Source organism: Arthrobacter hankyongi (assembly GCF_022012395.1).
Taxonomy (GTDB): domain Bacteria; phylum Actinomycetota; class Actinomycetes; order Actinomycetales; family Micrococcaceae; genus Crystallibacter; species Crystallibacter hankyongi.
Window position 1 is genome coordinate 811,679 of the sequence record NZ_JAKLTQ010000001.1, and the last position, 23,315, is coordinate 834,993.

Here is a 23,315-nt window from a genome sequence, read left to right on the forward strand (position 1 = left end):
CTCGATCCTTAGGCGTTCGCCAGCTCGGCGGCCTTGTCGGCGCCTTCGTCCATACCGACGGCCAGGGTCACCAGCGGGTGGTTGGCCTCGCGCAGGATGCGGCGGCCTTCCTCGACGCTGTTGCCGTCCAGGCGGACCACCAAGGGCTTGGTAGCCTTCGCGCCCAGGATCTCCAGGGCCTTGACGATGCCGTTGGCCACGGCGTCGCAGGCGGTGATGCCGCCGAAGACGTTCACGAACACGCTCTTGACCTGCGCGTCGTTGAGGATGATGTCCAGGCCGTTGGCCATGACCTCGGCGGAGGCACCGCCGCCGATGTCCAGGAAGTTTGCCGGCTTGACGTTGCCGTGCTTCTCGCCGGCGTAGGCGACGACGTCCAGGGTGGACATGACCAGACCGGCACCGTTGCCGATGATGCCCACTTCGCCGTCAAGCTTGACGTAGTTCAGGTCCAGCTCCTTGGCCTTGGCCTCGAGCGGGTCGGCGGCGTCCTTGTCCTCGAGCTCGCTGTGCCCGGGGTGGCGGAAGCCGGCGTTCTCATCCAGGGAGACCTTGCCGTCGATCGCCAGCAGCTCACCGCTTCCGGACTTGACCAGCGGGTTGACCTCGACCAGGGTGGCGTCTTCGGCCTTGAAGACGTCCCAGAGCTTGATGAAGGTGTCCACCAGCTTCGCGTGCAGCTCCTCGGGGAAGCCGGCTGCCTCGGCGATCTCGCGGGCCTTGGCCTCGTCGATGCCCACGGCCGGATCCACAGCCACGCGGGCCAGGGCCTCGGGGCGCTCGACGGCGAGCTGCTCGATCTCCATGCCGCCCTCCTTGGAGCACATGGCGAGGTAATTCCGGTTGGCACGGTCCAGCAGGATGGAGAAGTAGTACTCCTCGGCAATGTCAGCACCCTGGGCGATCATCACGCGCTTGACGGTGTGGCCCTTGATGTCCATCCCGAGGATGTTGGAAGCGTATTCGAAGGCTTCCTCCGGGGTCTTGGCGACCTTGACGCCGCCGGCCTTGCCGCGGCCACCGACCTTGACCTGTGCCTTGACGACGACGACGCCGCCGATCTTTTCTGCTGCGGCCTTAGCTTCTTCGGGGGTGTAAGCCACGATCCCGGCGAGCACGGGTACACCGTGCGCCTCAAAAAGATCGCGTGCCTGGTATTCAAACAGGTCCACGGGCTGTGTCCTTCTACGTCGAAGTCGTTGCTGACGCGGAGCAGGAACCGCGCCAAACCTGCCCGCCCGGGGGCTGTGGCAGGAGCGTGGTCCGCATCTGCTCCACCGGGAACTTTAGTCCCTTGGCGTTTGACGCCGGTCCCAGACTACCCGTTTCGTGACCAAGGGCACAGTTCTACGGATTGTCGAAAAGTCACGGTTTGCGCTAGCTATTGCGGCAGACGGTCCCGTTTCGAGGGGAAAGCCAGGCCGCACGGTACCGCGCCCAGGCTAACTGCGCGTGATACCGCCGGCACATGACGACCAAGGCCGCCCTGCCCTGCCTCAGAACGGTGGGGGTGCGTGGGGGTCCGGTTTCGGCGGCTCGGGCCGTTGGGCACGGTGCGGGGTCCAGCTGCCGTCCGGGTCGCTGGTGTAGCAGTGGCCGGTGCGGGAGCTCCAGTGGAGCCGGCCATGGCCTTCCTGGCTGAGGGACCACCCGCCGCGGTGCTTGGCGGTGTGGTCGCGCCGGCAGAGCAGCTCGAGGTTCCCGAGGGTGGTCTTGCCGCCGTCTTCCCAAGCGATGGTGTGGTCGATGTCGCAGAACCTGGCGTCGGTGCGGCAGCCGGGGCCGCGGCAGTGCCTGTCGCGCAGGCGGACCAGACGTTTGAGCCATTCGGGCGGGTGGCGCAGGTCCCTGGCGGCGGCGAGCGCCCGGCCGTGTTCGTCGGTGAGGACCGGCAGCCAGGTCCTGGCCAGCGCTGCGAGGTTGCGGGCCATTTCGGCGGGGATCGGACCGTAGCCGGCGAGATCGCCGGGGTCATCAGCGAGCCGGGCTGCAGTTTCCAGGGACAACGTCACCGCGACGCCGGCGGTGATGTTTCCCGCCGGCCCGCGGCCGCAGGATGTGCAGGGCTGCCCGGGGGAAACCGGGACCGTTCGGAAGCCGGCTCCGGGACCACGTGTTCCCGGCGCCTCCGGGCTGCCGCCGTCAGCGTTCTCCGGCAAGGCATGAGCGGGCGTGGCCAGCAGCAGGTCGGTGAAAACGTCGGCACGCAACTGGGGAAGCGTCCTGGCCTCGGCCGGTCCCTGGAGGCTCTTGGCGTGGGCCTGGATCAGGTTGTAGGCCAGCAGCGCCTTGTCCGCACTGGTCCGGATGGACAGCTCTGCCATCCCGTCATCCTGCGGGATGAAGGTGACGTTGCGGGATTCCACGGCCCTGCGGTGCCGGGCTTCGAGGGGTTCGGGGTGCAGTCGCTGCCGGGCGCCGCGGACGCGCTCCTAGACGCTGTCTTTGGTGATGGTCCCCGCGCCCGGCAGTACCGCGGCTTCGAATTCGGGCAGCAGGTCCGGAGGCAGGTCGGCGGAGCCTCGGGCCAGGGCCGCCGCCCGCGGCAGGTCCAGATCCCCTGCGGCCATGGCCTCCACGGTGACAGGCAGCCCGCGGCAGAGCCGGACGGCGTCGGCCAGGTCCCTGCGGGCCGACTCCACGGGCTGGGCCAGGGCCGCGGCGACTTCCTGGGCGGCGAACCGGGAAAACCCATCAGGTTCGGAAGGGCCGGTGTCTTCGGCCGGGCGCAACTCGGCCAGCCGGCACAGGGCCCTCACCCGGACCGACTGTATCCAGGCGGTGACCTTCGCCGTGGCCCTCAGGCAGCCGATGGCTTCCCAGTCATCCAGGCCGTCCGGATCGATGTGCCCGAGTGCCGCGGCCAGCACCGTCGGGGACAGTTGCTGCCAGCCTGCGGGCAAACCGGCCCGTCCGGGCCCCGGTCCCGCAGCGGCAGGATCGGCGGCGGTCAGATCGGCAGCGGCAGAATCTCCGGCGTCCGCTGCAATGGCGGGCAGGGAAGCAGCAGGAGATTCCGGAACGGGCGGAGCGGGCGGAACCGCCGGCCCGGGCCGCTCCGCAGCACCGGCAGACGCACCGGCGCCGGCTCCAGGCCCGTCCACAGCGTCGATGGAGGTGCCGGCAGCGGTTTCGATACCGGCCTCACCGGCAGGGTTCCACGGCCACGGCTGGCCGAGGCGCCCGGCCCATTCTCCGAGCAGAAGCCTGTACAGATGGAACTCCAGCAAGGACGTACTCCCGACCGGCACCGCCTGGCGGCTCGCCGGAACCGGAGGCTCGAAACCGTGCCGGTACCTGTCCATAACCCAACGGTACGATCCGCTACTGACAATCCTGCGCGGGGGTTCCGCGCAGGACCTACCTGGCTTGGGAGGGACTGCGGCAGGATGGGGAAGGTGTGGCCGGCGGGCGCTATGCCAGCTTCGTCAGCGGGGCATAGCGCAGCAGCAGCCGCTTTTCACCGATGTCGAATTTCACCTTGGCCACCGTCTTGTCCCCGGCCCCTTCCAGCGACAGCACCGTGCCGTTGCCGAAGCTGGTGTGGCTGACCTTGTCCCCCACCGTGAGGGCGATGATTTCCTTCTGCGGCTGCACCCGTCCGGCGCGGACCGCCGCCGGGGCGCTGCTGGTGGCGGGCCGCTGGGCTTCCGACGCACCGGCACCCCAGAACGAACCCGAGTACCGGCTGGAGCCGAAGCCTCCGGAGGTGAACGCCGGGCGCTCGGCCCCCTCGCGCTTCCAGTCGATCAGCTCGGCCGGGACCTCCTGGATAAACTGGCTGGCCGGGTTGTACTGGCTCTGGCCCCACATGCTGCGCGATTCCGACCGGGTGATGTAAAGCCGCTTGCGTGCCCGGGTGAGGCCTACGTACGCCAGCCGGCGCTCCTCGGCCAGTTCCTTGGGGTCCGTCATCGAGCGTTGGTGCGGGAAGATGCCGTGCTCCATGCCGGTCAGGAACACCACCGGGAATTCCAGGCCCTTGGCGGTGTGCAGGGTCATCAGCGTGACGACGCCCTGGTTCTTCGCCAGCGCGGCGCCCTCCTCGTCCGGGGCATCCGGGATCTGGTCGGCATCCGCCACCAGCGCCACCTGTTCCAGGAATTCACCGAGCGAGCCCTCCGGGTTGTCCCGCTCGTATTCACGCACGACGGCGAGCAGTTCGGCGAGGTTTTCCACCCGGGACTCGTCCTGCGGATCGTTGCTCTGGCGCAGTGCGGCCAGGTACCCGGTCTGCTCCAGCACCGCTTCCAGGGCGGCCGCGGCGCCGGAACCGGTAGCCACCTCGGCCAGGTCCTCGATGAGCTTGACGAAGGCCGCCACGGCGTTGACCGAGCGCGTGGCCATGGCCGGAGCCTCGCCCGCCCGGCGCAGCGCGTCGAAAAAGGAAATCCGCTCCCGTTCGGCCAGGGCCGCCACGGCATACTCGGCCCGGTCCCCGATCCCGCGCTTAGGTTCGTTGAGAATGCGACGCAGGTTCACGACGTCGTCGGGGTTCACCAGCACGCGCAGGTATGCCAGGGCGTCCTTGATCTCCTTGCGTTCGTAGAACCGGGTGCCACCGACCACCTTGTAGGGCAGGCCGACCCGGACCAGCAGGTCCTCGATGGAGCGGGACTGGGCGTTGGTGCGGTAGAAAATGGCCACGTCGCCGGGGCGCAGGCCCTCGCTGTCCTGCAGCCGGTCGATCTCGTCGGCGATGAACCGGGCCTCGTCGTGCTCGTTCTCGCCCACATAGCCGATGATCCGCTCGCCATCCCCCTGCGCGGTCCACAGCCGCTTCTGCGGCCGGTCCGGGTTGCGCGAGATCACCGCGTTGGCGGCGCTGAGGATGGTCTGCGTGGAGCGGTAGTTCTGCTCGAGCAGGATGGTCCGGGCCTGCGGGTAGTCCTTCTCGAATTCGACGATGTTGCGCACGTCGGCACCGCGGAAGGCGTAGATGGACTGGTCCGAGTCCCCCACCACGGTCAGCTCGCCGGGCGGGACCAGTGCGTCGCCGCCGGCCGAGGCTCCGGTCAGTTCGCGCACCAGCACGTACTGGGCGTGGTTGGTGTCCTGGTATTCGTCCACCAGGATGTGCCGGAACCGGCGCCGATAGGAGTCCGCCACGGCCGGGAAGGCCTGGAACATAAAGACCACTTGGGCGATCAGGTCGTCGAAGTCCATCGCGTTGGCCTGGCGCATGCGCTGGGTGTAGCCGGTGTACACCGAGGCCACCGCCTGTTCGAAGGGGTCCGAGTAGTTGGCGGTGGCGGCGAAGCTCTCGTCGTCGATCAGTTCGTTTTTCAGCGCCGAGATTTTGTGCTGGATCGCCTTGGGCGCGAACCGCTTCGGATCCAGGTCCAGCCCCTTGGCCACCAGTGTGATCAGCCGGAGCGTGTCGGCCGAATCGTAGATGGAAAAGTTCGAGTTCAGGCCCACGTTCTTGGCCTCGCGGCGCAGGATCTTCACACAGGAGGAGTGGAAGGTGGAGATCCACATGTTCTTCGCCGGGTCCCCTACCAGGGCTTCGATCCGCTCGCGCATTTCCGCTGCGGCCTTGTTGGTGAAGGTGATGGCCAGGATCTCCCCCGGCCGGGCCCGCCCGGTAGCCAGCAGGTAGGCGATCCGGTGGCTGAGCACCCGGGTCTTGCCCGAGCCGGCCCCGGCCACGATCAGCAGCGGCGAACCGGCGTGCTTGACCGCTTCCTCCTGCTGCGGGTTCAGGCCCGCCAGCAGTTCCTGTGCCCCGGGCAGCACCGGGGCGGTGTCGGCAGGCAGGTCAAAGGCCGGGTCAGTGAGAAAATCCATGGTCCATCAATTCTAGAGGCTAAGCCTGACACCCGCCGCGGCCCGCGGCAGCATGGGGCGCCCAGCGTCCGCGGCGAGGCCGCCCCGCCGCGCGGCGGCATAATGGAACCATGTCCAAAACCCCCGCCCAGCGCGCCCGCAAGCACGGACCGAACGCGGCCACCGCCGCCGGCGGCCCGTCCTCCACAGGTGCCGCCGGCCGCTCCGGCAGCCAAGGCCAACAGCCGGAGGGCAATCCCAACCTCATCGTGATTGCCGGGATCGGGGCCTCGGTCTTCCTCTTGGGCTATTCCTTCCTGCTGGCCCTGCCGGGCTTCCAAGACCTGGCCGGCGGCCTGGCCATGCCGGACACACTGGTCGGCGGCTACAGCACCGAATACGTCCAGCAGGTCCGCACTGCCTTCGGCGCCGACGGCGCGGGCCAGTACAACTTCTGGCACAAGACGGCGGACACCATCTTTCCGCTGCTGTTCGCGCTCAGCTGGATGCTGCTGATCGGCACGCAGGTGCGGCGCGGATTGCTGCGCTGGTTCTACTGGGCCCCGGTGCTGCTCTACGTGATCGCTGATCTGGGCGAGAACCTGGCCATCGACGCCGCGCTGGCTACCGACCCGGTGGGCAGCGCCGCCCTGGCCAGCTTCCTGACCGTGGCCAAGTCCGTGCTGTTCGTGCTCAGCCTGGCCGCCGGGGCGCTGGCCGTGTTCCGGAAGCGGCGCGCAACGCCGCGTCAAACAACCGGAGCGGGGAGAGGGTAAGCTTTTAAGTGTTCCGGGACTGCGCGAGCAGAACCCGGACCCGCCTCTGTAGCTCAGTAGGATAGAGCGACCCTCTCCTAAAGGGTAGGCCATCGGTTCGATTCCGGTCAGGGGCACATATTGGGTAGGAGAAGCGTCTTCCCCGGTCCTGCTGTTTCCCCGCCCGTGCCGGGCCGCCAAGCATCAACAGGGCGTTAACCGGGGAAGCCGCCGCCCGTGCATCCCCCCACGGGTGCACGGGCGGCGGCTTCCACTGGTTAAGGCTTGCGGACCGGGCCCCTGAGTGGGCCACATGGTGCCAGCAGTTCTTCCCGTTCGACCGAACCATGGATAAATCCGGGCCCCAAGCCTTGTGACGGCCCGTTCCTCCCCGTGGCAGTATGGTGGCTCTTGAACCGTTCACTTCAAGAGAACTCCTGCCGGACGAGGCCGTCCATACCAGTAAATCCATTCGATTTACTAAAAGCAAGCCCGCCGGCTGAACTTTCGGTAAACGCTTTAATATTTCGGCAAATGCTTTAACATTTCGCCCGCTGCGTGCGACCCGCAACGCTCAAGTGCGGCTGCCCAGCAGCAGGCCGCTCGCCTTCGGCGACAGCGCGTGGTCCAGCACCAGGCAGGCCCCTCCCAGCGCACCAACCTGATGGCCCAGCCCCGAGCCTTCGACCACTACCCCGTGGATGGCATGCGCCACGAAACGGTCCTGAATCTCCCGGCGCAGCCTGGGCAGGGCAAAATCGACGAGGCCGTCCCACAGGGGGCCACCGAAGATGATCCGTTCCACATCCAGCAGGTTGGCCACATGCGCCACGGCCGCACCCAGCTGTCCGGCCGCCCGGTCACAGATCTGCACCGCCTCGGGCCGGCCGTCCTTGGCCATCATGCACAACCGGGATACCGCCGCGGTGGTCTCCGCCAGCCCACTGAGGTCCTGGTCCTGCGGGAACAGTCCGGCGTCGATCCCCTGCTGGATCAGCGTCCGGAAGGCCAGGGCCATGCCCACGCAGTTGCGGCGGCCGCAGTAGCACTCGGGCACTTCCAGCTGGGTCGGGTAGTGCCCGATCTCGCCGATATTGTTCGAGGACCCGCGCAGCACCTCACCCTGCAGCACCACCCCGGCACCCAGGCCAGTGCCCAGGTAGATGAAGGCAAAGTTCTCCGGCGTGGTCCGCTCGCTGGCCCAAAGTTCGGCCACGGCAGCGGCCGTGACGTCCTTGTCCAGCAGCACCGGCAGCCCGGTCAGCTTGTGCAGCGGCTCGCGCAGGGACACCCTCTCCCAGCCGTGCAGCATGGGCGGGCCCACTACAATGCCCCGCGGCTCATCGATGGGGCCGGGCGCCGCCACACCAATGCCGAGGATCTTCTCCCGGGCCACGCCGGTCTCCGCGATCAACTCACGGACCCGGTCCGCCATGGCTTCGACGGTACGGTCCGGCTGCCCGACCACGGGCATCTCATGCCGGGCGGAAGCGACCACCTCCCCATCCAGCCTGAGCATCACCAGCGTCATCAGCGCCGGGTCCAGATGGATCCCGATCGCGAACCGGCTGGAAACTTCCAGCTTCAGCAGCGTGCGCGGCTTGCCCGGCCCGGAAACCGCCTTGCGGTCCTCCCGCACCAGCCCCTCGTCGACGAGCCGGCGGACCACGTTGCTGATGGTCTGCGGCGACAGTCCGGTCAGTTCCACCAGCTCAACCCGGGCCACACCCTCGTGGGCGCGACGGATCGCGTCCAGGATAACCGCCTGGTTGTAGCCTCCCAGACGGCCAAGGTTGGTACCACGCTGCATTTATGGGCCCTTGCTTCGACACTTTGCCAAGTTAGGTAAACCTAGGACACTCTACCCAATCACCGCGAACTTGTGCCGGTGGCTAGGCCCCGGCCGGCTGAGTTTGGAACTGGGTGCGGTGCAGTTCGGCGTAGCGTCCGTCCCGGACCAGCAGCTGGGTATGTGTGCCGCGTTCGACGATCCGTCCGCCTTCGACCACCAGGATCTGGTCGGCGGACCTGATGGTGGACAGCCGGTGGGCAATGACGACGGCGGTGCGCCCGGCCAGCGCCTCGGTCAGGGCCGCCTGGACGGCCGCCTCGTTCGTCGAATCCAGGGCCGCGGTGGCCTCGTCCAGGATCACCACGCGCGGCTGGGCCAGCAGCAGCCGGGCAATCGTCATCCGCTGGCGTTCCCCGCCGGAGAGCCGGTAGCCGCGCTCGCCCACCATCGTGTCCAGCCCGTCGGGCAGCGAGGCGACCAGTTCCTCGAGCCTGGCCCGGCGCAGCACCTCCCAGATCTGCTCGTCCCCGGCCCCGGGCCGGGCCAGCAGCAGGTTGGAGCGGATGGTTTCGTGGAAGAGGTGCCCGTCCTGGGTCACCATGCCCACCGCCGAGCGCATGGCGGCGAAGCTCAGGTCCCGCACGTCGGTGCCCGACAGCTCCACCGCACCGGAATCGACGTCGTAGAGCCTGGCCAGCAGCTGGGCGATGGTGGACTTCCCGGCGCCGGAGGACCCGACCAGGGCCACCGTCTGGCCCGGCTCGACCCGGAAGCTGATCCCGTGCAGCACCTCTTCACCGCCCCGGGTATCGAGCGTGGCCACTTCCTCCAGCGAGGCCAGCGAGACTTTCTCGGCCGAGGGGTAGGCGAAGTGCACGTCCTTGAATTCCACCGATACCGGCCCCGGGGCGATCTCTCCGGCGTCGGGCTTTTCCTTGATCAGCGGGTCCAGGTCCAGCACCTCGAAGACCCGTTCAAAGCTCACCAGCGCACTGGCGATCTCCACGCGGGCATTCGCGAGTGCGGTCAGCGGCGCATACAGCCGGGTCAGCAGCAGCGCCAGCACCACGACGTCGCCCGCGGCCAACTGCCCGACGATGGCATAGTAGCCGCCCAGCCCGTAGACCAGCGCCAGCGCCAGCGCGGAAACCAGGGTCAGCGCGGTCACGAAGACCCACTGCAGCATCGCCGAGCGCACGCCGATGTCCCGCACCCGCTGGGCCCGGAGCTTGAACTCGCGGGACTCTTCCGCCGGCCGGCCAAACAGCTTCACCAGCGTGGCGCCCGGTGCGGAGAACCGCTCGGTCATCTGGGTGCTCATCGACGAGTTGTAGTTGGCCGCCTCGCGGCGCAGGGCCGCCAGCCGCGAGCCCATATGCCGGGCCGGGAACAGGAAGACCGGCAGCAGGACCAGGGCCAGCAGCGTGACCTGCCAGGACGTATTGAGCATGACGACCAGGGTCAGGACCAGGGCCACCACATTGCTGACGACGCCGGAGAGCGTGCCGGCGAAGGCCCGCTGGGCGCCGATCACGTCGTTGTTCAGCCGGCTGACGAGCGCGCCGGTGCGGGTACGGGTGAAGAAGGCGATCGGCATCTTCTGCACGTGGTCGAACACCGCGGTGCGCAGGTCCAGGATTACGTCCTCGCCCAGTCCGGAGGAGAGCCAGCGGGTGACCATGCTCAGCCCGGCGTCGGCGATGGCCACCGCGGCAATGACGACGGCGAGCCAGACCACGGTGCTGATGCTGGACTTGGCCACGATGGCGTCGACCACCTGGCCGGCCAGCACCGGCGTGGCCACGGCCAGCGTGGCCGAAACGACCGAAACCAGCACAAAGACCAGCAGCTTGGCCTTGTAGGGTGCTGCGAAGGCCAGCGTCCGCCGGATGGTTTCCCGGGAGAAGGACTTCTTCGCGCCGTCGGCCATGGAGAGCCTCCACAGCGAACTATAGGCTGCGCCTTCCATCGACATCGTGTGTGGCTCCTTCGGTCAGGCCCGCCGCCGGGGTCATGCGGCGGTGCACTGTTTTAGCTTTTAACTTCTCCTGCTCTTATCCAAGCCTAGGCCCTTGCCGGCGCTGGCAAGGCGGCCGCTCCAGGCCCCGGTACGACGCCCCGCTGCCGTTGCAGGCCTGCCGGAGGCTGGTTAGCGTGGGCACCAGCGGCCTGCAGCAGGATCCGCGGGCCGCGTGACCTGGCACCAACAGTTGCAGGAGGAAGAATCTATGGCACGCGTTGAAGAAACCATCGACGTCGCAGCCCCCGTCCGCACTGCCTACAATCAGTGGACCCAGTTCGAGTCCTTTCCCGAATTCATGTCGGGCGTCGAGTCGGTCACACAACTGACTGATACCACCAACCACTGGAAGGCCCGGATCGGCGGCGTAGAGCGCGAGTTCGATACCGAGATCAGCGAGCAGCACCCGGACGAGCGGGTGGCCTGGCGCAGCGTCGACGGCACGACGCACGCCGGCGTCGTGACCTTCCACCGGCTGGACGACATCACTACCCGCATTGCCGTCCAACTCGAGTGGGCTCCGGAGACGTTCGCGGAGAAGGCCGGGGCCGCCTTCGGCATTGACGACGCCCAGGTCAAGTCCGACCTGCGCAAGTTCAAGGACTTCATCGAGAGCCACGGCGCCGAGACCGGCGGCTGGCGTGGCGACGTGGACGCCCCGGGAACCGGAAACGCCGGGCTGTAGCAGTCCCGGGGCGCACGTAGAGGCAGGGGGCGGTCCCGGCTTCCGGCCCGGGACCGCCCCCTGCTGTAGTGGGAACCGCCGCAGCTCAGCGCGCCGGGACCCTCGGCCCTAGCTGAGCTGCGGCTCCCCGTGCGGAACGAACCGCACGGTCATGGCCTTGTAGCCCGGGGTGTTGGATTCGCGTGCCACCAGTTCCCGGTGCACCAGGGCATTGGCCTCCGGGAAGTAGGCCGCCGCGCAGCCGCGCGCCGTCGGGTAGGCGACCAGGCGGAACTTGTCCGCGCGCCGTTCGGTGCCCTTGAAGGTGCTGATGACGTCGACCAGGTCCCGGTCCGCGTAGCCCAGTTCGGCCAGGTCCTCGGGGTGGACCAGGACCACGCGGCGGCCGTTGGAGATGCCGCGGTAGCGGTCGTCCAGGCCGTAGAAGGTGGTGTTGTACTGGTCGTGGCTGCGCATGGTCTGCAGGATCAGGTGCCCTTCGGGCGCCTGCAGGTATTCCAGCGGGCTGACCGAGAAGCGCCCCTTGCCGATGTCCGTGGCGAAGGAGCGGGTGTCGCGCGGCGGATTGGGCAGCACGAAGCCGTTCTTGTGCCGGATCCGCTCGTTGAAGTTCTCGAACCCGGGCAGGACGCGGGAAATATGGTCGCGGACCACGTCGTAGTCCTCGGCCATGGCCTTCCAGTCCACCGGGTGGCCGTCCCCGAAGGTGGCCTGCGCCATCCGGGCGATGATCACCGGTTCGGCCAGCAGGTGCTCGGAGACCGGGGCCAGCCGGCCCTGGGTGGAATGGACTACCGACATGGAGTCCTCCACCGAGAGGAACTGCGTACCCCCGGGGTGCTTGTCGTCCCTGTCCGTGCGGCCCAGCGTGGGCAGGATCAGCGAGGTGCGGCCGTGGACGATGTGCGAGCGGTTGGGCTTGGTGGAGATGTGGACGGTCAGCCCGGCGCGCTTCATGCCCGCCTCCAGGGCCTCGGTGTCCGAGCAGGCGAGCGCGAAGTTGCCGCCCATCGAGACGAAGACATCCACGTCGTCGTTTTCGAACGCTTCGAGCGTTTCGGTGGAGTCCACCCCGTGGTGGCGCGGGCTGCTGATGCCGAATTCCCGGTCGATCGCCTCGAGCAGCCATTCCTTCGGCTTCTCCCAGATGCCCATCGTGCGGTCGCCCTGGACGTTGGAGTGGCCGCGGACCGGGCAGGCGCCGGCGCCGGGCTTGCCGAAGTTGCCCTGCAGCAGGAGCAGGTTGATGATTTCGCGCAGGGTGTTCACCGAGTGCGGCTGCTGGGTCAGGCCCAGCGCCCAGCAGATGATGGTGGCCTTGGACTTGGCCAGCATGCCGGCGATCCTGGCGATTTCCAGCCGGGACAGCCCGGTGGCCGTCTCGGTTTCCTCCCAGCTGATCCGGCGGCGGGCCTCGCGGTACTCCTCGAAGCCGTCGGTCTGCGCGGCGATGAAGTCGTGGTCCACCACGGAGCCGGGAACGCGTTCCTCTTCCTCCAGCAGCAGGTGGCCCAGGGCCTGGAACAGGGCCAGGTCCCCGCCGACCTTGATCTGCAGGAACTCGTCGGCGATCTGGGCGCCGCCGCGCAGCAGGTTGCCCGGGTCCTGCGGGTCCTTGAACTTCATCAGCCCGGCCTCGGGCAGCGGATTGACCGCCACCACCCTGCCGCCGTTCTCACGGCATTCGGCCAGCGCCGAGAGCATGCGCGGGTGGTTGGTGCCGGGGTTCTGGCCGACCACCAGGATCAGCTCGGCCCGGTGCATGTCCTCGAGCGAGACGGTGCCCTTGCCGATGCCGATGGTCGGGTTCAGCGCCGAGCCGGAGGACTCATGGCACATGTTGGAGCAGTCCGGCAGGTTGTTGGTACCCACCGAGCGGGCGAACAGCTGGTACATGAACGCCGTCTCGTTGGCGGTACGCCCGGAGGTATAGAAGACGCAGCGGTCCGGCGTCGTGGCGCGGATGTGCTCGCCGATCAGGTCGAAGGCGTCAGTCCAGGAAATCGGCGAATAGTGCGTCTCGCCCTCGCGGATAACCACCGGTTCGGTGATCCGGCCCTGGTTGCCCAGCCAGTACTCGGTCTTTCCGGCCAGCTCCTCGATGGAATGCCGGGCCCAGAATTCGGGGGTCACGGTGCGCAGGGTATTTTCCTCCGCGATGGCCTTGGCCCCGTTCTCGCAGAACTCGGCCGGCTTGCGCGCCCCGGTGATGGACTCGGGCCAGGCGCAGCCGGGACAGTCGAACCCGCCGCGCTGGTTCACCCGCAGCATGGAGCGGACGGTGCGGCCCACCCCGGCCTGGGAAATGCCGCGGTCCATGGAGACCATCACGGCCTTTACCCCTGCGGCGGCAGTCTTCGGGTCGTGGACCTCAAGCTCGTTTTCATCAATGTCACGTACCGGTGGCTGGCGTCTCATGCCCCCTAATGTAACCCGGAATGTAGCCGCAATCACACCGAATTGCCGACCCGTGACGCAATAATGCGCTCCGGGTGGGCGTAGACATTCAGGCTGCGGCCGCGGCTGAAACCAGCCAGGGTCAGACCTGTCTCCTGGGCCAGTTCGACGGCGAGCGACGACGGCGCGCTGACCGCCGAGAGCACCGGGATTCCGGCCAGGTACGCCTTCTGCGCCAGTTCGAAGGAGGCCCGGCCTGAGACCTGCAGCACCGTGTTGCGCAGCGGCAGCCGGCCTTCGCGCAGGGCCCAGCCGACCACTTTGTCCACCGCATTGTGCCGGCCCACGTCCTCGCGCAGGCACAGCAGCGAACCGTCGAAGCCGAACAGCCCGGCCGCGTGCACGCCGCCGGTGCGCTCGAACACCTGCTGGTGCTCGCGCAGCCGGTCCGGCAGGGACAGCAGGATTTCCAGCGGCAGCTCCGGCAGGTCGCCGGGCTGCTCCCCCGCGAGGCCGAAATGCGAACTCTTGGTGACGGCATCGATCGAGGCCGTGCCGCAGATGCCGCACGAACTGGAGGTGTACACGTGGCGTTCCAGGGAGGTCTCCGGCAGTGCCACGCCGGGGGCCAGCTGTGCCTCGACCACGTTGTAGGTCTGCCGGCCCTGCTCATCCTCGCCGGCGCAGAAACGCATGGCGCCCAGCTGGCCGGCGTCCCAGACCACCCCCTCGGACACCAGGAAGCCGGCGACCAGGTCGAAGTCATCCCCCGGGGTACGCATCGTGACGCTGAAGGAGCGTCCGCCCAGCCGGATTTCCAGCGGTTCCTCGGCGGCCAGCACGTCCTCGCGGCGGCGCGGTTCGCCGTCCAGGCTCAGCTTCAGCACCCGGCGGCGCTGCATGAGGCGTCCCATCGGTCCTCCTCTAATCTTTAAACACGTTTAGGCCAGCTTAAGTCACCACGGCAGCGGCAGCGTGCGCAGCACGTCGCCCGCAGCGGCGCCGTCGGCGGGTACGACGGCCACGCCGCCGGCCCCGGCGAGCCCGCGCATCATGGCCGATCCGGTACGTTCGGCCGGCACGGCGCCGGCCGCGGTGAGCGCGTACGGGATGAGCCGGTCCCGGCCCGCCAAGGGCGGCAGCCGCACGCCTGCGGCGACGGTACCCAGCGGCGGCAGCGGCAGGGCGTTGAGTCCGGCCAGCAGCGGGGCACCGAGGGTCAGCAGCGCCATGACGGCCGCCAGCGGGTTGCCCGGAAGCCCCACCAGCAGCCGGCCGCCGGGCAGCCTGGCCAGTAGGGCCGGATGCCCGGGCCGCATCCGGATGGACGGGACCAGGATCCGGGCTCCCAGCTCGGCCAGCACCGGCCGCAGCTGGTCCGCCCGCGAGTGGCCGGTCCCGCCGGTGGTGACAACGACGTCGGCGCCGCAGCCGCGGACGGCGTCCAACTGGGTGGCGAAGTCGTCCGGCAGCCGCAGGGGCTGGGCCGGAACCCCGCCGAGCCGGGCGATGATGGCCGGCAGCGCCGGGCCGAAGGTGTCCCGGACCGTGCCCGGGGCCGGAATGCCGGACGTGACCACTTCGTCCCCGGTGAGCAGCAGTGCCACCTGCGGCCGCCGGATCACGGGCAGCATGTCGTGGCCGCAGACGGCGGCGATGGCCAGGTGGGCGGGATTGAGCACCGTGCCGGCGGTGATCATGGTTTCGCCGGCCCGCGCCTCTTCCCCGGCCGGGCGGATGTGCCGGCCGGCCGGGGGCTCGCCGGCGGCCACTCCCGGCACCAGCTCCAGGACGCCGCCATCCACGCTGCCGTACTCGCTGCGCAGCACGGCCGATGCGCCGTCGGGCATCAGTCCGCCGGTGACCACCGGCACGGCCCGGCCCGGGGACAGCGGGCCGGCGGCAGCCAGCAACCGCCAGGGGCCGTCCCCGGCGACGGCCCAGCCGTCCATGGCCGAGGAGGCATAGTGCGGGACCGGGTTCTTCGCCAGCACGTCCGCCGCCAGGGTCAGTCCGGCGCAGGCCTCCAGCGGCAGGAGCGACGCCGGGGCCACTGCCGCGCTGCCTGCCGCGTGGGCCGTGCTGCGTGCCTCGTCCCAGCCGGTGCCATGGTCATGCACCGGCCTGCGGCCGTTATCCGTCGCCCCGCCGCGGAGCGGAGCGCTCACGCCTCGGATTCCCCGGGGACGGCCTGATGACGGCTGATGACTTTTTCGGCCACCCGGGAAGCGGCGCGCATGGCCACCTCGGGAGAGGCCTGCCCGGTGGCCGCAGCCAGTCCGGCGGCGTAGCCGACCACGAAGGTGGTGACCGGCGCGGCGGGCCGGACCACACTGTGCGCGGCCACCCCGGCGAGGCCCAGCACGGCCCCGATGTCCACCGGGGTGTCCTCGATTTCCAAGGCCGCCAACAACTCGGCCACGAAGGGGGACAGGATTTCTTCGGCAGAGGCCACGTTTGCACTCCGTTGTTCTCGCGGCTGTCCTCCCGGCGGGCGCCGGGGGCCAGTCTGGCAGGTCTTCCGGGCCCGCTGCCGGACCCGCTTCGTAGCTAGGCTACGGTGCGGGCCGGGCGATGCCAAAGCGGGCGGCGTCCGCCCAGGTGTCAATGTCTTCGGTGGTTCCGGCGGCCGGCAGCGGCACGTGCACCGCCGCCAGCGGTGCGAGCAGCTTCCGCACCGACAGTCCGCCGGCGCCTGCCGCTCCCCCGGCCGCAGCGACCGCCGCCGCCAGCGCACTGGTGCGAGCGCAGCAGGCCAACTGCTGCTCCCGCCCGGTGGCATCCACCGGCAGCCACAGGCCGGCTTCGGGATGGTGCCGGACGGCTGCCAGCAGGTGCTGCGGCAGCCCGGCCAGGCCGGGCATGTCGCAGGCCAGCAACAGCGTCAGCGGCGCCTGCCCGCCGTCGTCCGCGCCCGCAGGAGCCGGCGCAGCCAGGGCCGCCACACCGGCGGCGATCCCGGCGGCCGGACCGGCGAAGGGAGGGTCCTCCCGGGTCAGCAGCAGGCGCCCTTCGGCAGCAGGCCGCCGGGCCAGGACGGCGGCCAGTTCCGGCGGGCCGACGACGGCGATCCGCCGGGCGCCGTCGAGGACGTCAAGGGTGCGCTCCAGCAAGGTCCGCCCGGCAATCTCCAGCAGCGCCTTGGGCACCCCGCCCAGCCGGGCTGACCGGCCGCCGGCCAGCACCACCGCGTCAAAGGCTTCGGCCGGACCGGGTCCCGGGCCGTTCACGCGGCGGAATCGCTGTCCAGGAATTCGCTCCAGGCCGGTGCCGGGCGCTCCAGCTCCCGGATCCGCCAGTGCGCGCCGCGCGGGGCCCTGGGCGTAAAGTGCAGCTGCCAGCCCATCTGGGCCAGGGTGCGGTCCCCCTTGGCGTTGTTGCAGCGCAGGCAGCAGGCGACCAGGTTTTCCCAGCTGTCCTCGCCGCCGCGCGAGCGTGGCCGGACGTGGTCCACGGTGGTGGCCGTCTTGCCACAGTAGGCGCAGACATGGTTGTCCCGGCGCAGCACGCCCCGGCGGGTCACGGTGGTGTCCTGCCGGTAGGGAATCTTGATGTAGCGGTTGAGCAGGATCACCGAGGGCCTGCCCAGGATGTCGTTCGGTCCGATGACGGGTTCCCCGTCCTCTGCGATGACGCTTGCCTTGCCGGCGAGCACAAGCAGCAGCGCCCGGCGGAAGGTGACCACCGCCAGCGGTTCGTATCCAGCGTTCAGGACGAGTGTGCGCATGCACATTCCTCTTCGTCTGACCATGCCCGAGGCTCCCACGTGGATCGCAGGTCCGGTGCATGGTTGTTCGGACTGACAGACACAGAGTAAATCCACAAATACCCGTCGCGCCAACATTTCGTGCCGCCCGGGGACTTGCGGCCGGGCCACGGCGGATGCGCCGCACGCAGGCAAGGCCGCTGCCTGGGTGCTTAAAGCGGAACGGGGATCCGCCTCCCGGACCGGGAGGCGGATCCCCGTGCAGTGCACTGGATCCTTAGCGGGAGGGCCGGATGAAGACCGGGCCGGAACCGATGTAGGCGTTGCCCAGCACCGTGGTATAGCCGGTCCAGCCACCGTGGATGGCCTGGCCGTTGCCCACGTAGATGGCGATGTGCGGAACGCCGGCACCGGCGTCGTCGTAGTAGATCAGGTCGCCCGGCTGCGGGCTGGAAACCTGGGTGCCGTAGGCGAAGAACTGGGCGGGGGCGAGGTCGCCGACGGAGAAACCGACCTGGCGCAGGGCGTTCTCGACCATGGCGGTGCAGTCCTGGGAGACGCCGATCTGACCGTAGGCGGCGGCGACGATGGACGCGCCGAGACCGCTGGCGGCAGCGGCTTCGGGCTTGGCCTCGGCCTTTTCGACCGACGCGGCCTGGACCTGGGCGCCTGCTTCAGCCTCTGCCTGCACCGGGGCGGCCTGCTCGGCGGCCTCGGCGGCGGCTTCGGCCTCGACCACGGGCTCGGCCACGGGAGCCGGGGTGGAGGTCACGCCGGCACGCTCGAACTTGAGCTGGATGTTGGACGCCTTGACGGTCTCGACCTGGACCCGGGTGGGGGCGGAGGAGCCGGCCTGCACGGCTGCGTCGCGCTGGGCGCCGCCGGCCTGTGCGGGAGCACCGACGGTCAGGACCAGCCCGGTAGCGGCGGCGATAACGACGGCCTGGCGGCCAACGGACCCGGCGCTGGAGGAGACAGCCTTGGACATGGTCTCCAGCGGATTGGTGTGGACGGGGGCAGCCCTGTGGCGGCCCGCGGTGGTGCTCTTGGACACGGTGGTTTACCTCTCCCCATGCCTACGAGGTGAGCTGTCGGGTTCGGATGGGAGTCATCCGGCCGCTGGTCTCCTTCGGAAGGAATCCGAAGGCCCTGGCGGCTTAACCCCTAGGGCTTCAAGGAAGCCCGGTTGAGTGGGTCCCCCGCCTCTGCCATGCGTTGGTTGCGAACGGACTTCGGATAGTGGCAGAGCTCGGCATTCCACCCGAAGGTGCCAGGCCTGTTTCGGCCTGGCACGAGTTAGACGGTATACGATTTCTTACCGCAAGTCACATTCCGATCACAGATCGGCGTGTCTTTGATAACGGACTTCACAGCCAGGACTTCGGATCGACCATTTTGCCGCCGACGACGACCTCGAAATGCAGGTGGCAGCCGGTGGAATTGCCGGTGGTGCCGCTCTCGGCGATCAGGTCCCCGCGCGACACCTTGGCCCCCTGGTGGGTGCCGATGCTGGTCAGGTGGTTGTAGGTGGTTTCCAGGCCGTTGCCGTGGTCGATGACCACGCGATTGCCATACATGTCCACCCAGCCGGCTGACTTAATCGTTCCACCGGCGGCCGCATGAACCGGCGTGCCGCAGGGCACACCGTAGTCCTGACCGGTGTGCATTTCCCCGGCAGCGCCTGTGACGGGATTGATCCGCATCCCGAACGGGGAGGTCATCTTCATGGCATCCATCGGCTGGGACAGCGTGCCCTTGCTGCTGGTGGCCTCGACCTCGGCACCGGAGGCCACCATCAGCTGCTCGAGCTTGGTGTCCGGATCGAAACCGCTGGTCAGCCCGGAGCGCTGGTAGTCCACCTTTGCCTGGGCTGCGGCGGTGACCGCTGTGGAGGGGGCTGCCGCCCCGGACCCGCCCGCTGCCCCGGCCGTCGTCGGCAGGACGACGGTCAGTGCCATGCCGGAAACCGCGGCCACGAGGGCCGCCTTGTGGCCCAGTCCGTGGACGGCCGCCGCGAACGGGGAGCGGACCGGCTCGGCCGCGCGGCGCCGGCCGGGCTGGCCGGTGTGCGGCCGCACGCTGGCTGCCGGGGCGCTGGAACGGCGGCGCCCCGAGGCTTTGTGTTCTGACAAACGTCTTCCCTCTCCTGCGTGCCTGCGAAGTTAGCTGTCGGATTCGAGTCAGAAGAAGAACTCGGCCGCGCCCATGCGCCATCGGCCCGAAAAAGGGGAACTTCGCAGGACCGATGCCGTACCGGCGCGGCTTCACCCCAAGGCAGCCAACCGCTGCTGTGCGCAGCTGCCGATTGTGGGTCCTCCGCCCCTGCCACCACGGAACCTGTTGTTCCGCTGGCAGGGTTCGGCTGCGGAACTAGGTAACGCCGATGTCTCGGCGCCGGAACCCACTATATGGGCTAGTGGGAGGACAGTAATAATCCCGTTATGTTAAAGATTCGTTTCCCGCCATCCGGCCGCGGCAGACCGGCCCAAACGGGCCACGCCGGCCCTCGGCCCGGCGTGTCGCAGCAGCTCAGCCGAAGCTGACGAAGATATGGGCGGCCACTTCCGGCGGCAGCTCCAGGGCGCCTTCCACGCCGGGAACGCGCACGGAGATGTACTCCCCCACCGCTTCGAGCGCCAGCTCGGCCCCGGGCTTGAGCCCGCCTTCTTCCAGCTGCAGCAGCAGTTCGGGCTCGACCTGGATGGGTTCGGCCAGCCGCGCGATCACCACCCGCTGGCCGGGAGCGTACTGCCGCATCGCGTCCGTGAGATTAACCACACCTTCGCCGAAGCCCGCCGACGGCTGGCCGCCAAGCGCCTCAAGGCCGGGAATGGGGTTGCCGTACGGGGACACCTCCGGTTTGCCCAGCAGTTCGTAGAGCCGCTGCTCCACCCGCTCGCTCATCACGTGCTCCCAGCGGCAGGCCTCGTCGTGCACGTAGGCCCAGTCCAGGCCGATCACATCGGAGAGCAGCCGCTCGGCCAGCCGGTGCTTGCGCATCACTTCGGTGGCGCGCCGGCGGCCGTGCTCGGTCAGTTCCAGATGCCGGTCCCCGGTGACCACCACGAGTCCGTCGCGTTCCATCCGGCCGATTGTCTGCGAAACGGTGGGGCCGGAGTGGCGCAGGCGCTCGGCAATCCGGGCCCGCAGTGCGACGATGTTCTCTTCTTCCAATTCGAGGATGGTACGCAGGTACATCTCGGTGGTGTCGATGAGGTCGGTCACGGAATCCTTACTCCTTGGTCTTGCCCGTCCGGTGTCGTTCCGGTTCGTCTCTGAGGTGCCGGCAAAGCCGGGCGGTGGCCGTCAGGGCAGCAGCGTTATCCCCGCCCCAAGCGTAGCCGCTCGGCGCTACCGGCGCGGAATCGCGCCGCACAGGGCCTCGAGGGCCGGGCCGGCACGCCAACTAACAGCCCGGCAGGCAACTGAGGCAGAATTAACGAGGTTCGAGGGCGGATCAGTGCCTCGGACCACCGCAGCGATCCGACGAGCCAGCAGCGCCCCCTGCTAGGAAGAGTTACTCATGAGCGATCCCCAATCCATCCGCATCCCCGCCGACCTGCTGCCCGAGGACGGCCGCTTCGGCGCCGGTCCGTCCAAGGTCCGCCCGGAGCAGATCGACGCCCTCGTCGCCGCCGGCAGGAACCTGCTGGGCACCTCCCACCGGCAGGCACCGGTGAAGAACCTCGTGGGCAGCGTGCGCGAGGGGCTGAAGGCGTTCTTCAAGGCACCCGAAGGCTACGAGGTCATCCTCGGCGTCGGCGGTTCCACGGCCTTCTGGGATGTGGCCACGTTCGGCCTGGTGGAGCGCAAGGCCCAGCACCTGTCCTTCGGCGAGTTCAGCTCCAAGTTCGCCAAGGCCACCAACAATGCCCCGTTCCTGGACGAGTCCACCATTATCAAGTCGGAGACCGGCAGCCGTCCGGAACCGCAGGCCGAAGCCGGCGTGGACGTCTACGCCTGGGCCCAGAACGAGACCTCCACCGGTGTGGCCGCGCCGGTCAAGCGGGTGGCCGGGGCCGACGACGGCGCCCTGCTGCTGATCGATGCGACCTCCGCGGCCGGCGGCCTGGATGTGGACGTGGCCGAGTCCGACGTCTACTACTTCGCCCCGCAGAAGAACTTCGCCTCCGACGGCGGGCTGTGGCTGGGCATGTTCTCCCCGGCCGCGCTGGAGCGTGCCGCACGGATCGCCGCGACCGGCCGCTGGATCCCGGACTTCCTGGACCTGCAGACCGCCATCGACAATTCGCTGAAGAACCAGACCTACAACACCCCGGCGCTGGCCACCCTGGTCACCCTGAACAACCAGATCGAGTGGCTCAACACCAACGGCGGCCTGGACTTCGCGGCCAAGCGCACCGCCGATTCGGCCGGCCGGGTCTACAGCTGGGCCGAGTCTTCGGCCGTGGCCACCCCTTATGTGGCCAATCCGGAGCACCGTTCCAATGTCATCGCCACCATCGACTTCGACGACACGGTGGACGCCGCCGCGGTAGCCAAGGCGCTGCGCGCCAACGGCATCGTCGACGTCGAGCCGTACCGCAAGCTCGGCCGCAACCAGCTGCGCATCGCCACTTTCGTGGCGATCGAGCCCGACGACGTCAGCAGGCTGCTCTCCTGCATCGACTACGTGCTGCGGGAACTGCCGGGCCAGGGGGCGTAGCACCTTAAGGCATCAGGAAGTCTTCAGGGGCTCCGGCCCGTCTGCGTGCCGGGCCGGAGCCCCTGAAGACTTAAAAGTGCCTATTCGGAGTCCCGGGCGGACTCCTGGCCCGGGTCACCGCCGGAATCTTCCGCGGAATCCGCGGCGGGGTCCGGCTCCGCGCCGGCCAGCGGTTCGGCGTCGGATTCATCGACTTCGGACTCCTCGGCCCCGGACTGGACTACGTCCTCGGGCCGGACCCGGTCCGCCCACGGCACCCATTCGGGCGCCAGCAGCGAATCGTCCGACGGAAGCAGGCCCACCTCGCAGACCGTGGCCTGCTTGCCGCGCGGGACCCGGGCCACGGTGGCGTACCACTGCCAGCCACGGTAGCCGGGCAGCATGGCCTCGAAGCGGTGCAGCACCAGCCGCTCGCCTTCGGCCCAGGCGCCCACATGCGCGCCGACCTGGCCGGCCGGGGCGACCCCGAGCACCCCCGCCCGGGCACTGTCCACGGCCGCGGCCAGCACCGCATCCAGCTTGGCCGTCCGCCGGGCCGCCGGACGCCGCGGGACAGCCGGCGCAGTGCCGGCTTCGAGGTCGGTGGGATTCTCAGTCATGGATCCGCCTATGCGTCCAGATCGTCGGCGACCCGGCGGAGCACCGCGGCCACCTTTGCGGCATGGGACTTATCCGGGTAGCGGCCCTTGCGCAGCCCGTTGGAGATCCCGTCGAGGAGCTTGATCAGGTCCTCGGTAATAACCGCCATGTCCTCGGCCGGCTTGCGCGTAGCCCTGACGATCGACGGCGCCGCCTCCAGGATCCGCACGGACAGCGCCTGGGCGCCGCGCTTGCCGGTGGCGATGCCGAATTCCATCCGGGTCCCGGCCTTGACCTCCTTGACCCCTGCCGGCAGCGCCGAGGCGTGCAGGAACACTTCCTGTCCGTCATCCGCCGCCAGGAAACCGAACCCTTTGTCCGCGTCGAACCACTTCACCTTGCCGATGGGCACTTCATTTACCTCGTTCTACAGTCCTATAGTTTTGCAGTTCCCCAGCCCTGCATGCCAACACGTTCCGTGTGCCGGTCCCGTTCCCGGGCCTGGCCGGTCTGCTTCGCCTACCGCCCCCTCCGCAGCGGCCGGCTGCCAACAGCACGGGAACGCCCGGGGGCGGGGAAGTCCGTATCTAGATTAGCCTGTCCGGGCAGGGCTTTGCCTTTAGTTCCACCTTTGCGGCCCCCTAATCCGCTGTTAGCGTTATTGCCATGCCCGTTGCCGATCCTTCGCCCCATCCTGCCCAGCCTCCGGAGTCCTCCCGCGCTGCCACCGCGGCCGCGGTGGCAGCGGTGCTGCTGTGCGTGGCAGGCCTGGTGAGCCTGGCGGCGATCCTGGCCACGGCCTGGGCCGGATCGCAAGCCTGGACCGGATTCACCTGGATCGCGTTCACCGCACTGCCGCTGGCGTTCCTCCTGCTCGCCGGCCTGGTGGTGCGCAGCATCCTGCGCCGGCGCGCACTTTAACAGCACCGGCAGCCGGGCCGGGGCC

21 protein-coding genes, 1 tRNA gene, 1 pseudogene and 2 riboswitches are annotated in these 23,315 nt (G+C 69.0%); of the genes and pseudogenes, 5 read left to right on the top strand and 18 right to left on the bottom strand.

Annotated elements, in window-relative coordinates; translation table 11 throughout:
• Positions 1 to 8 precede the first annotated feature (8 nt).
• The 5 genes and pseudogenes from sucC to pcrA form a co-directional block, all read right to left on the bottom strand.
• A complete protein-coding gene (sucC, locus tag LVY72_RS03730; RefSeq protein ID WP_237818097.1) occupies positions 9 to 1,172 on the bottom strand; it encodes an ADP-forming succinate--CoA ligase subunit beta in 1,164 nt (387 codons plus the stop codon).
• A 324-nt stretch (positions 1,173 to 1,496) separates the two neighbouring features.
• On the bottom strand, positions 1,497 to 1,814 hold the full coding sequence (locus LVY72_RS24190) for an HNH endonuclease signature motif containing protein (RefSeq protein WP_269092181.1): 318 nt from the start codon (positions 1,812 to 1,814) through the stop codon (positions 1,497 to 1,499).
• Positions 1,809 to 2,417, bottom strand: a pseudogene (locus tag LVY72_RS24195) (DUF222 domain-containing protein); the annotation flags it as partial. The pseudogene LVY72_RS24195 and the gene LVY72_RS24190, both read right to left, overlap by 6 nt.
• A 15-nt stretch (positions 2,418 to 2,432) precedes the next feature.
• Entirely contained in the window at positions 2,433 to 3,230 is a 798-nt protein-coding gene (locus LVY72_RS03740; protein ID WP_237818099.1) for a hypothetical protein, read from the bottom strand.
• Between the two features lie 184 nt (positions 3,231 to 3,414).
• Entirely contained in the window at positions 3,415 to 5,790 is a 2,376-nt protein-coding gene (pcrA, locus tag LVY72_RS03745) for a DNA helicase PcrA (protein WP_237818100.1), read from the bottom strand.
• A gap of 110 nt (positions 5,791 to 5,900) precedes the next feature.
• Between pcrA and LVY72_RS03750 the strand changes: the two genes are divergently transcribed.
• Both LVY72_RS03750 and LVY72_RS03755 read left to right on the top strand, forming a co-directional pair.
• A complete protein-coding gene (locus LVY72_RS03750; RefSeq protein WP_237818101.1) occupies positions 5,901 to 6,545 on the top strand; it encodes a hypothetical protein in 645 nt (214 codons plus the stop codon).
• A gap of 42 nt (positions 6,546 to 6,587) precedes the next feature.
• Positions 6,588 to 6,661 (top strand) — tRNA-Arg (locus LVY72_RS03755).
• A gap of 437 nt (positions 6,662 to 7,098) precedes the next feature.
• On the opposite strand, the gene LVY72_RS03760 is transcribed toward LVY72_RS03755, so the two are convergent.
• Complete coding sequence (locus LVY72_RS03760) at positions 7,099 to 8,334, bottom strand: ROK family transcriptional regulator (RefSeq protein WP_237818102.1); 1,236 nt, start codon at positions 8,332 to 8,334, stop codon at positions 7,099 to 7,101.
• A gap of 82 nt (positions 8,335 to 8,416) precedes the next feature.
• On the bottom strand, positions 8,417 to 10,291 hold the full coding sequence (locus LVY72_RS03765; RefSeq protein WP_237818103.1) for an ABC transporter ATP-binding protein: 1,875 nt from the start codon (positions 10,289 to 10,291) through the stop codon (positions 8,417 to 8,419).
• A 253-nt stretch (positions 10,292 to 10,544) separates the two neighbouring features.
• Here LVY72_RS03765 and LVY72_RS03770 point away from each other — a divergent pair, with 253 nt between their 5' ends.
• A complete protein-coding gene (locus LVY72_RS03770; RefSeq protein ID WP_237818104.1) occupies positions 10,545 to 11,021 on the top strand; it encodes an SRPBCC family protein in 477 nt (158 codons plus the stop codon).
• 108 nt (positions 11,022 to 11,129) lie between these two features.
• Here LVY72_RS03770 and LVY72_RS03775 read toward each other — a convergent pair whose 3' ends face one another.
• The 9 genes from LVY72_RS03775 to LVY72_RS03815 all read right to left on the bottom strand — a co-directional run bounded on the left by LVY72_RS03775 (position 11,130) and on the right by LVY72_RS03815 (position 20,349).
• The gene (locus tag LVY72_RS03775; RefSeq protein ID WP_237818105.1) at positions 11,130 to 13,439 is read right to left on the bottom strand and encodes an FdhF/YdeP family oxidoreductase; all 2,310 of its coding nucleotides are present in this window, start codon (positions 13,437 to 13,439) and stop codon (positions 11,130 to 11,132) included.
• A gap of 32 nt (positions 13,440 to 13,471) precedes the next feature.
• Positions 13,472 to 14,332 (bottom strand): formate dehydrogenase accessory sulfurtransferase FdhD, encoded by an 861-nt coding sequence (gene fdhD / locus LVY72_RS03780; protein ID WP_237818106.1) that lies wholly within the window; start codon positions 14,330 to 14,332, stop codon positions 13,472 to 13,474.
• A gap of 42 nt (positions 14,333 to 14,374) precedes the next feature.
• On the bottom strand, positions 14,375 to 15,586 hold the full coding sequence (locus LVY72_RS24560) for a molybdopterin molybdotransferase MoeA (protein ID WP_237818107.1): 1,212 nt from the start codon (positions 15,584 to 15,586) through the stop codon (positions 14,375 to 14,377).
• Positions 15,583 to 15,873 carry a DUF6457 domain-containing protein gene (locus LVY72_RS03790; RefSeq protein WP_237818108.1) on the bottom strand — a complete coding sequence of 97 codons (291 nt, stop codon included), beginning with the start codon at positions 15,871 to 15,873 and terminating at the stop codon, positions 15,583 to 15,585. Before LVY72_RS03790 ends, LVY72_RS24560 begins: the two co-directional genes overlap by 4 nt.
• A gap of 100 nt (positions 15,874 to 15,973) precedes the next feature.
• Positions 15,974 to 16,648: a molybdenum cofactor guanylyltransferase gene (mobA, locus tag LVY72_RS03795; RefSeq protein ID WP_237818109.1), complete on the bottom strand. Its 675-nt coding sequence runs from the start codon at positions 16,646 to 16,648 to the stop codon at positions 15,974 to 15,976.
• The gene (locus LVY72_RS03800; RefSeq protein ID WP_237818110.1) at positions 16,645 to 17,145 is read right to left on the bottom strand and encodes an HNH endonuclease; all 501 of its coding nucleotides are present in this window, start codon (positions 17,143 to 17,145) and stop codon (positions 16,645 to 16,647) included. The genes mobA and LVY72_RS03800 overlap by 4 nt, the downstream gene beginning before the upstream one ends.
• Before the next feature lie 256 nt (positions 17,146 to 17,401).
• The gene (locus tag LVY72_RS03805) at positions 17,402 to 18,178 is read right to left on the bottom strand and encodes an NlpC/P60 family protein (RefSeq protein WP_237818111.1); all 777 of its coding nucleotides are present in this window, start codon (positions 18,176 to 18,178) and stop codon (positions 17,402 to 17,404) included.
• A gap of 5 nt (positions 18,179 to 18,183) precedes the next feature.
• Positions 18,184 to 18,370, bottom strand: a riboswitch (cyclic di-AMP (ydaO/yuaA leader).
• Positions 18,371 to 18,491: 121 nt separating this feature from the next.
• Complete coding sequence (locus tag LVY72_RS03810) at positions 18,492 to 19,256, bottom strand: M23 family metallopeptidase (RefSeq protein WP_237818112.1); 765 nt, start codon at positions 19,254 to 19,256, stop codon at positions 18,492 to 18,494.
• A 4-nt stretch (positions 19,257 to 19,260) separates the two neighbouring features.
• A riboswitch (cyclic di-AMP (ydaO/yuaA leader) is annotated at positions 19,261 to 19,498 on the bottom strand.
• Between the two features lie 155 nt (positions 19,499 to 19,653).
• The gene (locus tag LVY72_RS03815) at positions 19,654 to 20,349 is read right to left on the bottom strand and encodes an iron-dependent transcriptional repressor DtxR (protein ID WP_237818113.1); all 696 of its coding nucleotides are present in this window, start codon (positions 20,347 to 20,349) and stop codon (positions 19,654 to 19,656) included.
• A 298-nt stretch (positions 20,350 to 20,647) separates the two neighbouring features.
• Between LVY72_RS03815 and serC the strand changes: the two genes are divergently transcribed.
• The gene (gene serC, locus LVY72_RS03820; RefSeq protein WP_237818114.1) at positions 20,648 to 21,790 is read left to right on the top strand and encodes a phosphoserine transaminase; all 1,143 of its coding nucleotides are present in this window, start codon (positions 20,648 to 20,650) and stop codon (positions 21,788 to 21,790) included.
• Positions 21,791 to 21,870: 80 nt separating this feature from the next.
• Here serC and LVY72_RS03825 read toward each other — a convergent pair whose 3' ends face one another.
• Both LVY72_RS03825 and LVY72_RS03830 read right to left on the bottom strand, forming a co-directional pair.
• Positions 21,871 to 22,389 (bottom strand): DUF3027 domain-containing protein, encoded by a 519-nt coding sequence (locus tag LVY72_RS03825; RefSeq protein WP_237818115.1) that lies wholly within the window; start codon positions 22,387 to 22,389, stop codon positions 21,871 to 21,873.
• Positions 22,390 to 22,397: 8 nt separating this feature from the next.
• A complete protein-coding gene (locus LVY72_RS03830; protein WP_237818116.1) occupies positions 22,398 to 22,781 on the bottom strand; it encodes a cold-shock protein in 384 nt (127 codons plus the stop codon).
• Positions 22,782 to 23,035: 254 nt separating this feature from the next.
• Between LVY72_RS03830 and LVY72_RS03835 the strand changes: the two genes are divergently transcribed.
• Positions 23,036 to 23,290 carry a hypothetical protein gene (locus LVY72_RS03835; RefSeq protein ID WP_237818117.1) on the top strand — a complete coding sequence of 85 codons (255 nt, stop codon included), beginning with the start codon at positions 23,036 to 23,038 and terminating at the stop codon, positions 23,288 to 23,290.
• Positions 23,291 to 23,315: the final 25 nt, after the last annotated feature.

Excerpts from the sequence above, each read along its gene's own strand:
- pcrA (WP_237818100.1), bottom strand. The coding sequence starts at position 5,790 with ATGGATTTTCTCACTGACCCGGCCTTTGACCTGCCTGCCGACACCGCC.
- LVY72_RS03750 (WP_237818101.1), top strand. The coding sequence starts at position 5,901 with ATGTCCAAAACCCCCGCCCAGCGCGCCCGCAAGCACGGACCGAACGCG.
- LVY72_RS03760 (WP_237818102.1), bottom strand. The coding sequence starts at position 8,334 with ATGCAGCGTGGTACCAACCTTGGCCGTCTGGGAGGCTACAACCAGGCG.
- LVY72_RS03765 (WP_237818103.1), bottom strand. The coding sequence starts at position 10,291 with ATGTCGATGGAAGGCGCAGCCTATAGTTCGCTGTGGAGGCTCTCCATG.
- LVY72_RS03770 (WP_237818104.1), top strand. The coding sequence starts at position 10,545 with ATGGCACGCGTTGAAGAAACCATCGACGTCGCAGCCCCCGTCCGCACT.
- LVY72_RS03775 (WP_237818105.1), bottom strand. The coding sequence starts at position 13,439 with ATGAGACGCCAGCCACCGGTACGTGACATTGATGAAAACGAGCTTGAG.
- fdhD (WP_237818106.1), bottom strand. The coding sequence starts at position 14,332 with ATGGGACGCCTCATGCAGCGCCGCCGGGTGCTGAAGCTGAGCCTGGAC.
- LVY72_RS03800 (WP_237818110.1), bottom strand. The coding sequence starts at position 17,145 with ATGCGCACACTCGTCCTGAACGCTGGATACGAACCGCTGGCGGTGGTC.
- serC (WP_237818114.1), top strand. The coding sequence starts at position 20,648 with ATGAGCGATCCCCAATCCATCCGCATCCCCGCCGACCTGCTGCCCGAG.
- LVY72_RS03825 (WP_237818115.1), bottom strand. The coding sequence starts at position 22,389 with ATGACTGAGAATCCCACCGACCTCGAAGCCGGCACTGCGCCGGCTGTC.
- LVY72_RS03835 (WP_237818117.1), top strand. The coding sequence starts at position 23,036 with ATGCCCGTTGCCGATCCTTCGCCCCATCCTGCCCAGCCTCCGGAGTCC.